This window comes from Primorskyibacter marinus, assembly GCF_003313245.1.
Classification (GTDB): domain Bacteria; phylum Pseudomonadota; class Alphaproteobacteria; order Rhodobacterales; family Rhodobacteraceae; genus Primorskyibacter; species Primorskyibacter marinus.
Genome location: NZ_QJSD01000039.1, coordinates 1 through 11,235, shown reverse-complemented (window position 1 = coordinate 11,235; position 11,235 = coordinate 1). Strand labels below are relative to the sequence as shown.

Here is an 11,235-nt window from a genome sequence, read left to right as displayed (position 1 = left end):
CGTTCGTGCGCTGATATTGTTGTGTCAGCGCCTTCCGGAGGGGTGCCAGAATAGGTTGTGGGTCGGCAAACTCGGCCAATCCGGCTCGTTCCAACAGTTCCGGCTTCTCTCGCCTCCACCTGTCCGGATCAATCAGATAGGTGTCCATGGGGCGGTATTTATAGGACTGCGAAAGGTTAAGATCGCCGGATTTGATGGCGGCGGCAACATGCTGGAACAGAAAGACCTTGTAGAGCGAGGTTCGGAATGTTCCGTCGCTGCGGATCAGTACTTCCCGCTCGTCTTTATCGAGGAAATCCGTTGGCGCACCTGGCCCGACTATGCCATCGTTGTGTTTGAACCGGTCGATGGCGGTGATGAGACCGGCGGGCCGGTCGTTCCTCTCGAACGTGATCACGCGAAGGATGGGACTGAGTCGATATTGTAGTCGCAAGGACCCTGCCTCAAGCACATCGAACCAGCTTTCATCCCGCGCGGTTGCGGAAAGATCATCCTTCAGCTGCTCGAAGGCGCTTGACCGACCTTTATCCAACAAGGTTCGGATTGTGCTGACTTTCTGGTTGTCCGACATTCCATCCGCCTCGGTCACGTCGCGAATGTCGCGCAACAGGCCAAACACAGATGTGTCGAGGTCATTGATGACAGACTTGATCTGCTTTTGCTGTGCTGCCTGGTTCTCCAGCAGCCGATCATTGTGATCGCGCGTCGCCTTTGCGTGAAAGGATGCCATGACACTGAGCCAGAGATCGATCAGGTTATCTTGCGTACGGTAAAACTGATGGGCAACAAAAGCCGTGGCATGGATATGGCGGTCATTGTCTGCGCGTTGTTTGAGCTGAAACAGGCGTGACCGCTGAACGCTGCCCGCGAAATATCGAATACCGGCAGCTCCCAAATCGAGCGCAGCCAGAGGGTCGGATAGTTGGCCATGCAAATCAGCGAGCGTCTCAAAGTCAGCGATGGCTTCCTTAATCTTCGTTGGTCTTGCCGACTGCGACAGCTTCTTTAACAGGGTCAGACGATACCGGTTCTGATCGTCCGGGGTCGAGAAAAGCTCGTCCAGAAAGGCGCGCGCGTCATCGGTGAGATGTGCATCCATCAGTGCGATGAGTTCTACTTTACGGGCCTGCAATCCAGATCGGATCAACTCAAGCAAAACACCTGATCTTGGAACCTGGACGCGCCGTTGGATCAAATAATCCACGCATCGATCAAAGATCAGGCGCGGCTTCAGATATGTTCGCGCCATCGTCGCAATCTCGGCGATCAGGTCTTTCCTGTTGACCTGCCCGAGTGGCATGAAGCCATAGAAATCCAGAATGAGCTTACGATGACGTGCGCGGGTCTGTTTGGGGTAGGTTGCTGGCGAGAACTCCGATCCTGTGAGCCCCAGAAGCTTTGCGGCCGCCTCAATATCCGGGGCGTGATAATGGCGAGGATTGTAGAACTTCTTCGCCGCTTTGAAGTAGGTGCACATCACCAGAAAACCGATCTGGCTAGCGGGTGAACGCAACTCGGTTGCGATGTCCAACAAGGGTTTTGGCAGATCGAAACATCGTTTGCGCTCACGGAAGTCGAATACTGGCGGACCGTCAAACGCCTCTTGCTCGGAGGGTGAAAGGATTTGCATTCGGGGCATGAGGCTCTCCGTCATAGTGGTGTCCGGGAATCGGTCGTTTGACGGCCCCGTGCTTTTCTGTCCGTTAATATGGCTTGACAACGGAATGACGGACAAGATGATTGGCGGATGGAAAAACGGACAAAGACTGCAGAATTTGTTGCTCCGGTCGGATATGCGCGCATCTCAACGGCCGATCAATCGCTGGCCCCACAGATCGACGCGCTCAAGGCGGCCGGTTGCGGGGAGATATTTGAAGATTGCGTATCTGGTGCCAAGACGGATCGACCAGGATTAAATCAAGCGCTCGATCACTTACGTTCCGGTGACGCGCTGATTGTCTGGAAGCTCGACCGTCTCGGTCGTAACATGAGTCACCTGATTGATACGGTTCGCGATCTTGACCAGCGCGGCATCGGATTCAGGTCTCTGACTGAAGGTATCGATACGACAACGAGCGGAGGCACACTCGTCTTTCATCTGTTCGGCGCTCTTGCCCAGTTCGAACGCGACCTCATCCGCGAGAGAACCCGCGCTGGCCTGAGCGCTGCTGCTGCGCGCGGGCGAAAAGGCGGACGCAAGGCTGTCGTCACCGCTGAAAAACTGAAGCGAGCGAAAATGCTGATCGAAAGAGGCCTGACGGTCCGTGAAGCCGCTGCCCGCATAAAGGTCGGCAAAACCGCTCTTTACGACGCGATCAAAGCGGACACCTCACGAAACGCGCCAAACTGACCCATCGCCCCGCAAATCCAAAGGGACTGAAAACACGAACATTCCTGTGGGACCTCGCGTACCTTTATGCCGATGGACCCCCTATCAGTCACATCCGGCCCCTTGGGCGCGGCGCTTCGTGGTTGAGGAAGTCTGGAATGGCCGTAGCTGGGACGCGAGCAAAATCACGTCTGACAAGATCGAAGAGTTCTTCGCTTCCGGGGCGATGGTTTACAGTGCTGCGTCCCCGAGAAAGTTCGCCACGAACCTGCACTACCTTTACCAGCAATCCAGCCTTCTCGGGTTAACCAGTTCGGAGAGAGAAGACTGGTGGTCAAGCGCACTCTTCCTGTTCTTGGACCGCTGCATTTTCGACCGGGAAATTAGCCTCAAAATGTCAGCGCAAGACATTCTGTCGTTTGTCGAGGCGGAAGACTTTTGGGCATTAACCGCAGCCGATCCCGCGCTTGCCCCCTACGCAGCTTTTTCCGTGATCGAGGAATACCTGGATTTGGGCGGACCAGCTCGTTTTGCCAACATGGAAGCGGCCGGCGGGACTGCCGAAACCCCATCGAACACAGCCCCCCGTTCCGGAAATTCTCCAAGCCCTAGAGCGCGTAGAGACAATGCCAAGCGCAAGAAACCGACCGACCTAACCCTTACCGTTGTGCAGCGGGCCTATGCTCAGGCTCAGCGCCAAGTCAGGAATCGGCAGCACGCCGAATGGGTGAAAGCTCTGTATGAAAACCGCTGTGCGATTTGCGGCGTCGCGCTTGTAATCGACCCGACTGGGACGACGTATTCTGAGGCGGGCCACGTGAAGCCGGTAGGCGACCCCTTCAAAGGACCTGACCATCTCAACAACATTCTGCCGTTCTGCCCAAACCATCACAAAGCGTTCGACCGAGGTGGGGTGTGGATTCACCCGAACAAAGGCGCTCCAATCGTCCGCATTTCCACCGATGAAACCGCTTATGACGGCAGAAAGTTAGAACTTCTAGCGGAACACGGTTTCGCGGTGGAGTTTGCAGAATGGCACGCGAAATACTTCGGACATCTTTCATAGTGGCTGCCTGAACCGCAGCCGTTCTTTCCAGCATTCAGGAAAGCGCCCAGACCGAACCGACCCCATTTATCGGGGCGGTTTGGGCGCGGGGCAGGTCAGGTCGGACAAAACCCGCAGACAGGCGGCATATTCTGCCAATGTCGCACTTTCTTTTTAAAACGGGTTATGCCTTGGAAAATCAGTCGGTTTTCGAGCTGACTGGTATGCGAAGAAAGCGCCCTTATTTCCTGCCAACTTCCCAAAGCCTCAGAGGCAAGCGGGCAGGGCAGGGCTGCGGTTCGCCCGCATGTGAAGTAATCACCCCTATTTCTTGCCAACTTCACCCTTCGTCTAAATCCGCCTATTTTAGAAACGGCCTGCGAGGCGGTTTAGGTGATCCATGATCCCGACCAGGGCGCGATCTGACAGGGCGTCGTGTTCCCGGCAAAGCCGCTCATAGGTGCGCCAGTGCATTCCCTTGGGCTTGCCCCAGTCGCCGCCTTCCAGAATGCCACCAGGCCAGCCCATTTTGTCGCGGATGCGATCTGCCCGCCGTGCAGCTCGATCTCCCGGCTTTTCACGCTGCGAAGGATAGGCCAGCCGGTAACAGTGGCGGCACGCGAAAATTGCCCCGCCGTAGAGGATGGCGACCCGACGACCACAGCCCCGAGCTGGGCAGAGAAACCAATGCCGCTCGCCGCCCATGTGGCAGGGTGTGGTGGCGAGATAGACGGGATAGCGTTCGGGTTGCCATTCCCCGCCTCGATCCCGGTGGCGATAGTCCAGGATCACGCGCCCCGGCTCTGACTGGACATTGATCGAGCCTGTCACCTCACCGCCGCGCGACCAGGTAATGCGGCGGCTGATCCCGGATTCCAGAAGCCCTTCGCGCTTCAGCCACCGAATATCAATCGAGCGGTAATCGTCCGTTGTGTCTGCCCCGAACTGCCAGTGTCGCCCGCTACCAATCCCGCCCATGCCTCACCTCAGATTTAGCCGAAATCATTTGGAAAACTTGCCCGGTATCGGTTCCCGGCTGCTTTTGCTGTGACAGGGCAATTTTCGTGAACGCCCTTGAGAGGCACAGAGAGCGCCGCTGAGCGCCTTTCTCGCTTTTGGCACCCCCAACCATATCTCAGCCCCTCATGCCGCTTAAATCGCCGCTCTGGCGCGCTTTCATGGCCTGTTTGAGCGGACGGGCAATGTCGAACCGCTTCTTGAGTGCTATCGTTCCCCTGATCTGACCCTGTGTCGCGTCATATCTGCCAGACCTTTCGCGGCCACCGAATGCCTGGCCCCTGACCAGCTTGTGGGTGTTAGGAACCAGTTTGCCACGAAACATGCGTTCGGACGGTTCGCCTTTTCCGAGATAAGCGGCGAGGTAGAAGCCGGATCGTTCTGGGTGTGTGTCTTTCGCCAAGTGCCATGATCCCCAGACGCTACATGCGAACTCGCCTTCTGTCCGACCCTGCGCCCTGGTGCGGGGTGTGTGGTCTAAGGGTTCGCCAAGAAGATCGGAGAGATAAGACGCGATGGCCTTTCGCTTCCCGTGCGGCAGATGAAAGGCGAGGTGCCAGTGCTCGCCCAGCTCTGACGTTGCTTCGCGCACCCAAAGATATTGGAAGCCGCCTCGACACCGCGCGCCAATCCATTTTCTCAGCAATTCGACTAGGTAGGCAATTCGCTCGACAGGCGATTGTGCAAAGAGGGGATTGGTGTTGTCGTGGTGGTAGAGCGACGACCAGCGAACCGTGAGAAGTATGTTGATCGGGAAGCCGAGAATAGCCGCGCATTTTGCCGCTTCTATGAATTTGGTCTGTGAGCCTATTGGTAAACCGTCCGTGCGCTTTTCTGGCGGCTGAACTGTCCTGGCGATTTTGCCGACCAACGCGCCCAGCGGGCGGGCTGCGGCTGCGGGGCTGGATGCCGCCCCTTGCCCGCCCTTGTTCGCTGAAGTGTCGCTGTGTGGGTTCTGGTGGGAACAGTACGGTATAGGTAACGCGCGAGCTATATATATAGGCCGCTTCCGTAACTCGGGCGTTTCAGCCGTTCCGTTTGAACCTGATGCGGTAAATTGCGTGTCCAGTTTCTTAACCTCGATGCGCCCGCCGTTCCTCCCATTTCGACCGGGCGAGATGTTGTTAATGGATGGTGCTGTCTCTGGTTTCGTTCTCAGCAAGCCATGCCTCAGCCGCTTCCTTTCGGATGCGTTGAATGCCGCCGATGGTGACAACGGCGGGTGTTGCGCCTTGGCGCTTGAGTTTGTGCCAGGTGGATCGGCTAATACCTACGGCCTGACAGAAGTCAGCCACGGTGAGCAGGGGTGAAATGTCCATATTTTGCGGTCCATGTGTGAGCAGATACAAACTATTGTAGTGTTTTGGCAGCTACAGCTCAAGGAACAAAGGCCGAACATGGCGAAAATTATGCAATTACGTAAATCCGCATTTGTGCTGCGAACATTCTTCTTCTTTTTCTTCTAGAATCTTCTTACTTCGGGGTGCGTAATGATCTGATATGAAATGAGAAATTTGCCAAACTCTTAGGAATCGGGCGAGGACGGATTAGTTTTGGGGCGGTTATCCATTAGTTTTGGGGCGGTTATCGCTTAGGAATCGGGCGGTTTGTGCTCAGTCTGAATCGAGACACAAAACCTTGCCTCTGATACGGGTTTAATCTTAGCTTTAGGCGAATCGCCAGCTAACGGAAACGCTTTGTCAGAATCGACCCGCCCAAAAACTAATAATAAGCGGACGCTCGATGTCGCCCCGAACATGGGCGAGATGGTGAAGCCTGCCGAGCTGATCGAGGTTAAGGGCGCGTCCAGGTTGACACTGGCAGACCGGCGGCTGTTCAACGTGCTGTTGCGCCACGCCTTCGGGCCAGACCTGGCGTCAGAGAACCGGCGCTTTGAAATCGCGGTTGCTGACCTAAGAGAAACGCACGAAAGCAATGATCGGCTTGTGCAGTCGATTGAAGCCCTCATGACGACCGTGGTGACGATCCAGCGCCCGGACGGATCAACCGACCGCGTGCAGCTCCTGGGCTGGAACAACCTGTCAGACCCCAAGCGCAAACGCGGGAACCTCAAGTATTCGATCCCGCCCGAGCTGGCGTTGCTGCTCAAGGATTCCACTGTCTTTGCCAAGCTGGAGCTGGAAGTGCTGCGGGCCTTCACCTCGAAGTATGCCCTGGCCCTCTATGAAGCCGTGGCGCGGCGTGTGCGGCTCAAGCATGTGTTCACCGAACGGTTCGCCCTGGATGACTTCCGGGAACTCTTAGGCGTCGAACCGGACAAGCTGACGACTTTCGGAAACCTGAACCAATACGCGATTAAACCTGCCCTCATGGAAGTGAATGCCCTGTCAGACTTCACCGTGACCGTGATGCCTGAGAAAACCGGACGGCGCGTCACCGGCGTTCTGATCGGCTGGGGCGCGAAGGACATTGAAGGCCGGAAAGCCGCCTATGCAGAGCTGCAGCGCCCCCGTGTAGGCCGCAAGGCGCGGATCACCGGGACCGTTGAGGAAATGTTGCCGCCGGAGGTAATCGAATGAAGCACATGCAATTGCTGCCTGCCCTCATCTTTGGGATCATAGGTTCCTCCAGCATGGCTTTGGAAGCGACTGTAACGGTTCCAGGGTGCCCCTATCTCGTATCTTTTGATCTGAGCAATTATTGGTTAGACGCCACCCAGGCACCTGACATTATTCAGACTCTTTCGGAAAACAAGACCAGAAAAGCCGAATACACAGCGGCGTGGATGGTCGAGCAAGAAGGAGCTGATCCTGCGTGGGTAGCAGTTGGAACACTTGGCTCACTCAAGCCAGCCCAGGGCAAAATCACTGCCGAACAGTTTGAGGCAATTCGATCTGCTTTCCTCGCACAAGTTGAAAATTTATCGCCAAAAATCCGGGAAGCTGTGCGGGAACGATCTGATGCGTTAGCTCGTGGAGCATTGGTCCCATTCGATCAGCCCGAGTATATGCTGTTTGGATCGCTTGAGGATGAGCACAATTTTGCCGTTCTTGGTTTGACAACCTCAGCTCAAATCACCGTAATTTCTGCACAAAAACACTTCTTTTGGAATGGCTGCATGGCGGTAGCACAGTTTTCTTTTCCGCTTGGATCGCTGCAACTGGAAAGTGCTGAAGCTGCCATCAACGATGTTTCATTACTCGGGCCTTCCTCCAAGAACGATTAGTCAGAACACCTATCCGGATTAGCGCTCCTAGGAGCCAAGCCGAACCGGTCTCGAACCCAACTTCAAAGCAATACCAAGCAGCTCCGTACAGGTCTTCTGAGAAAACTTGCAGATATGCGTATCCAGTCGGGCTAATCAGTAAAACAGCCAAGCACAAGAATGCCGCTCCTATCGGCATGAAGATACATGTGCATATGAAAGAAAGTAGTATTCTCAACAGTAAAGGGGCGTTCTGAAACCAAAAAACGCCTGCCATCAGCCACCCTACGCCCGCCATGAAAATCATGATTAAAAGAAAGTTATCAATCCACGTTTCCATTCGAATTCTCCAAGTAGCCTGCCGTCTAGATCAGCCGCTCAATCTCACGAACCTCGCGCACCAACTCGGTAAGCATCTTCCGCTCGTTGATCCATTCCCGCGACTGCATATCTTGCCGCCAAGACGGGTAATCCTTCCCTGAAAGGCACGTCACCGATCGAGGCCACGCATAAATCTAACTGGCGGTTTGTGCTCATGCCGCTTGGGCCTCGATTTCGTTTTCCCGCGCCATGATATTGCGCACCGTTGCCGCATACCACAGGCCACCCCGCGCCGTCTTGATCCCCCGCGTGTTCAGCTCGTCCGCGATCTTGCGCAGAGACGCGCCGCCCGCCGCGATCTGGCGAATGATGGGCAGGACGTTAGCCGCATGCATGCATGCATTTTCAGCATTCTTGGCCGCGCCCTTGCGGGATGCCCGCCGTTGTTCCTCTTTGCGCTCAGGCATGGACCAGCCCAGCGCCACACCACGGGCCTTTGCCGCCGCCAGAGCTGCGCGGGTGCGATCCGATATGGCTTGTGCCTCATGTTCCGCCACCGCCGCCATGACGTGCAACAGGAAGCGGTTAGCCTCTGGCATATCTGCCGCCGCGATCTCGACACCGCTTTCCAGTAGATTTGCAATGAAGGCCACGTTGCGGGCGAGGCGATCCAGCTTGGCAATCAAGAGCACCGCGCCGATCCGCTTGGCCTCTGCCATCGCCTGGGCGAGCTGAGGACGCTCGTTTTTCTTGCCGCTCTCGATCTCGACAAACTCCACCGCGATGTGGCCTTTGCTGGCGACATAATCCAGCACCGCCGCGCGTTGAGCATCAAGGCCAAGGCCGCTCTTGCCTTGGCGATCTGTTGATACGCGAAGGTAGGTGACAAATTTCATGTATCTTGGCTCTTGTAGAGCCATTTGCTTGCTCGCTTCACGATCATCCAAAGGACCAAAATCCAAACAACGAAGCGCAAAATGCCTACTATGGCGGATATGGCGGCGAGATTAGCTCTATAGTCTTCTCCCGGATTGCTGGGCGCAAACTCCAAAGCGATTGGGAGTATTACGAAATCAGAAAATGCCTTCGCTACGAAAAATGCGGCGATTACTGCCACGATCCATATGCATAGACCCAAGAGCTTCTTAGCCATTCTATTCCCACCTGTATAAAAACCCTACGTCCGTTGTGTCTTTATACATATGTATGCATTTACGTAAATACGCAAGTGTGCATGTGTGAAATTATGCGTTTGCGGTTCTGCGCATTTGCGATAGCGTCCCGAACTATGGAAACGATACTGATAGCCGCTCAGAAAGGCGGGGCTGGAAAAACGACGCTGGCCCGCAACCTGTCCGTTGCCGCCGCTCTGGATGGCCGGAAGGTGCTTTGCCTCGATCTGGACCCACAAGGCTCGCTCAGGGCGTGGTGGGAAGGTCGGGAAGCGGAAACACCGGCCATGCTTGAGCGCGACCCTGCCCCCCATGCGCTACGCGCCACGCTGGACGCCGCCAGGGCGCAATTCGACCTCTGCATAATCGACACCCCGCCAGCTCACCCGGAATGGCTGAATGAGCCGCTGGCAGCCGCTGACCTGGTGCTGATCCCTGTGCGCCCGTCACCGGACGATCTGCGAGCCGTAGGCGCGACCATAGCCGCCGTGAATGCCGCGAAGGTGCCGTTTGCCTTTGCACTGTCTCAGACGCCGCGTGCGCGGATCACAGAAGAAGCGGCCCGCGTCCTGGCGCAACATGGAAGGGTTGCACCCGTGAATATCGCTCAACGGGTTGCCTATGCTGAGACCGGCGCGACCGGCCAAGGGGTATCTGAGACAACCGACGATAAGGCGGGGGCCGAGATTGCCGCCCTATGGGATTACGTGAAGGGGATTCTAAATGGCTAAGAAACCCGTGGCCCTCGATGGCCTGTTGAACACAGAAAGCCGCCCGACCGATACCGGCATACCGCAACGCGGGGCAGGGCAGGGGGCGGCCCAAGACAAGAAACCGGCGAAGCGTCCGGGGGAGAAGCGGCTTACGCTTGCCCTCGATGGCGAAACCTACAAGCGCCTTAGGCTTCATGCCGCCGAAACCGATCAGACGCACCAAGCTATCTTAGAAGCCGCACTTGCGGAATACCTTAAACACGCAAATGCGTAGTTACGTAAATACGTGCAGTCGATCTTTATCCACTACTAAAGATTTGCTGCATACAAGATGCTGACGTAGAACTCGGCTAGAGCACAAGGGAAAGAACAATGACCGCAGCGGATGACCTCAGCCGATTCTTGGGCGACGACAAGTTTGCAACCGTGATGGCTGATCCACCGTGGCGCTTTCAAAACCGCACGGGCAAAATTGCACCTGAGCACAAGCGGCTTGCCCGGTACCCCACAATGACGCTCGACGACATTTGCGCCCTTCCAGTTGCCGATCATCTAGAAGACCGCGCACACTGCTACCTCTGGGTTCCGAATGCTCTTCTTCCCGAAGGCTTGCAGGTGCTCAAGGCGTGGGGCTTCGAATACAAGTCCAACATCGTTTGGGAAAAGGTCCGAAAAGATGGAGGTCCTGATGGTCGCGGCGTTGGCTTCTACTTCCGAAACGTGACTGAAATCCTGTTGTTCGGGACGCGCGGCAAGAATGCGCGCACGCTTGCGCCGGGCCGGTCTCAGGTCAATTTCATCGAAGCGAAAGAGCCTGAAAGCGACCTTTTGAAAACCCGGAAGCGGGAACACAGCCGCAAACCGGACGAGCAGTATAAAATCATCGAAGAGTGCTCGTGGGGGCCGTTCCTTGAGTTGTTTGGTCGCGGCGTTCGGGAAGGCTGGACGGTTTGGGGTAACCAGGCGGATGCCGATTACAAGCCAAGCTGGAAAACCTACGCTTACAACTCTACCGTAAGTGCTGCCGAATAGGGTGTAAGAGGCACTGTAGCAGTTGGATTGGGAATCGTTAGAAAGCCGTCCGGGGTCTTTCTCCAAAAACTTCGGCTGGGGGGATGCCCCCGGCTTGGGATTGTTACACCGGGTAATCAACGCCGTTTTTTCGGATGGTTTGAAACCTGTGCCGAGAGATACCGCGCGCGAGATAATCGCTCAGAATGCAGACGGCGACCCGCTCGTTCCCCTGAATTTCTTCCTCTACAATCAGGTAGTGCGTGGGGAGAGCTATATCGTCCCTGACCAGTTGGTGCTTGAAGCGTTGGCCCGCGACCATGACCAGTCCTTTGACCGACTGGCAATGTGCGCGCTGAATTTCAGCCGCGTTGGGGCTTGGGATCGGGCACGCCCCTATCGGGTCCGTCGGCATAAAGGAACGTTTGGTCCCACAGGGATCTCTGTAAGCGGTTAATTCG

The 11,235-nt window shown here is 56.1% G+C and carries 14 protein-coding genes; 7 read left to right on the top strand and 7 right to left on the bottom strand.

Annotation, left to right across the window (positions count from 1 at the left end; translation table 11 throughout):
* On the bottom strand, window positions 1-1,639 hold a 1,639-nt coding region (locus DMZ65_RS18980), incomplete at its 3' end, for a DUF4158 domain-containing protein (protein ID WP_198662720.1).
* A gap of 108 nt (window positions 1,640-1,747) precedes the next feature.
* On the opposite strand from DMZ65_RS18980, the gene DMZ65_RS18975 reads away from it, so the two are divergent.
* Entirely contained in the window at window positions 1,748-2,350 is a 603-nt protein-coding gene (locus tag DMZ65_RS18975; RefSeq protein ID WP_116599936.1) for a recombinase family protein, read from the top strand.
* Window positions 2,351-2,468: 118 nt separating this feature from the next.
* Complete coding sequence (locus DMZ65_RS18970; protein WP_116600276.1) at window positions 2,469-3,395, top strand: HNH endonuclease; 927 nt, start codon at window positions 2,469-2,471, stop codon at window positions 3,393-3,395.
* 345 nt (window positions 3,396-3,740) lie between these two features.
* Here the strand turns inward: DMZ65_RS18970 and DMZ65_RS18965 are convergent, their stop codons facing one another.
* From DMZ65_RS18965 to DMZ65_RS18955, 3 genes are all read right to left on the bottom strand, one after another.
* Window positions 3,741-4,352, bottom strand: a complete 612-nt coding sequence (locus tag DMZ65_RS18965) for a hypothetical protein (protein WP_116600275.1) — start codon at window positions 4,350-4,352, stop codon at window positions 3,741-3,743.
* Window positions 4,353-4,509: 157 nt separating this feature from the next.
* Complete coding sequence (locus DMZ65_RS18960; RefSeq protein WP_116600274.1) at window positions 4,510-5,262, bottom strand: hypothetical protein; 753 nt, start codon at window positions 5,260-5,262, stop codon at window positions 4,510-4,512.
* Between the two features lie 253 nt (window positions 5,263-5,515).
* Window positions 5,516-5,710, bottom strand: a complete 195-nt coding sequence (locus DMZ65_RS18955) for a helix-turn-helix domain-containing protein (RefSeq protein ID WP_116600273.1) — start codon at window positions 5,708-5,710, stop codon at window positions 5,516-5,518.
* Between the two features lie 378 nt (window positions 5,711-6,088).
* On the opposite strand from DMZ65_RS18955, the gene DMZ65_RS18950 reads away from it, so the two are divergent.
* Both DMZ65_RS18950 and DMZ65_RS18945 read left to right on the top strand, forming a co-directional pair.
* On the top strand, window positions 6,089-6,931 hold the full coding sequence (locus DMZ65_RS18950) for a replication initiation protein (RefSeq protein ID WP_198662743.1): 843 nt from the start codon (window positions 6,089-6,091) through the stop codon (window positions 6,929-6,931).
* Entirely contained in the window at window positions 6,928-7,578 is a 651-nt protein-coding gene (locus DMZ65_RS18945; protein ID WP_116600271.1) for a hypothetical protein, read from the top strand. Before DMZ65_RS18950 ends, DMZ65_RS18945 begins: the two co-directional genes overlap by 4 nt.
* A 512-nt stretch (window positions 7,579-8,090) precedes the next feature.
* Here DMZ65_RS18945 and DMZ65_RS18940 read toward each other — a convergent pair.
* On the bottom strand, window positions 8,091-8,774 hold the full coding sequence (locus DMZ65_RS18940; RefSeq protein WP_116600270.1) for a recombinase family protein: 684 nt from the start codon (window positions 8,772-8,774) through the stop codon (window positions 8,091-8,093).
* On the bottom strand, window positions 8,771-9,031 hold the full coding sequence (locus tag DMZ65_RS18935) for a hypothetical protein (RefSeq protein WP_116600269.1): 261 nt from the start codon (window positions 9,029-9,031) through the stop codon (window positions 8,771-8,773). Before DMZ65_RS18935 ends, DMZ65_RS18940 begins: the two co-directional genes overlap by 4 nt.
* A 135-nt stretch (window positions 9,032-9,166) precedes the next feature.
* Here DMZ65_RS18935 and DMZ65_RS18930 point away from each other — a divergent pair, with 135 nt between their 5' ends.
* The 3 genes from DMZ65_RS18930 (at window position 9,167) to DMZ65_RS18920 (ending at window position 10,795) form a co-directional block, all read left to right on the top strand.
* Entirely contained in the window at window positions 9,167-9,781 is a 615-nt protein-coding gene (locus tag DMZ65_RS18930; RefSeq protein ID WP_116600268.1) for an AAA family ATPase, read from the top strand.
* Window positions 9,774-10,037 (top strand): ribbon-helix-helix protein, CopG family, encoded by a 264-nt coding sequence (locus DMZ65_RS18925; RefSeq protein WP_198662742.1) that lies wholly within the window; start codon window positions 9,774-9,776, stop codon window positions 10,035-10,037. The genes DMZ65_RS18930 and DMZ65_RS18925 overlap by 8 nt, the downstream gene beginning before the upstream one ends.
* Window positions 10,038-10,135: 98 nt before the next feature.
* Entirely contained in the window at window positions 10,136-10,795 is a 660-nt protein-coding gene (locus tag DMZ65_RS18920; RefSeq protein WP_116600267.1) for an MT-A70 family methyltransferase, read from the top strand.
* A gap of 103 nt (window positions 10,796-10,898) precedes the next feature.
* Here DMZ65_RS18920 and DMZ65_RS19965 read toward each other — a convergent pair.
* A partial coding sequence (locus DMZ65_RS19965) for a hypothetical protein (protein WP_232825071.1) occupies window positions 10,899-11,235 on the bottom strand: 337 nt, incomplete at its 5' end.

Coding starts and splice junctions, on each gene's coding strand:
- DMZ65_RS18955 (WP_116600273.1), bottom strand. CDS start 5,710: ATGGACATTTCACCCCTGCTCACCGTGGCTGACTTCTGTCAGGCCGTA.
- DMZ65_RS18940 (WP_116600270.1), bottom strand. CDS start 8,774: ATGAAATTTGTCACCTACCTTCGCGTATCAACAGATCGCCAAGGCAAG.
- DMZ65_RS18925 (WP_198662742.1), top strand. CDS start 9,774: ATGGCTAAGAAACCCGTGGCCCTCGATGGCCTGTTGAACACAGAAAGC.
- DMZ65_RS18920 (WP_116600267.1), top strand. CDS start 10,136: ATGACCGCAGCGGATGACCTCAGCCGATTCTTGGGCGACGACAAGTTT.
- DMZ65_RS18945 (WP_116600271.1), top strand. CDS start 6,928: ATGAAGCACATGCAATTGCTGCCTGCCCTCATCTTTGGGATCATAGGT.
- DMZ65_RS18930 (WP_116600268.1), top strand. CDS start 9,167: ATGGAAACGATACTGATAGCCGCTCAGAAAGGCGGGGCTGGAAAAACG.
- DMZ65_RS18965 (WP_116600275.1), bottom strand. CDS start 4,352: ATGGGCGGGATTGGTAGCGGGCGACACTGGCAGTTCGGGGCAGACACA.
- DMZ65_RS18975 (WP_116599936.1), top strand. CDS start 1,748: ATGGAAAAACGGACAAAGACTGCAGAATTTGTTGCTCCGGTCGGATAT.
- DMZ65_RS18935 (WP_116600269.1), bottom strand. CDS start 9,031: ATGGCTAAGAAGCTCTTGGGTCTATGCATATGGATCGTGGCAGTAATC.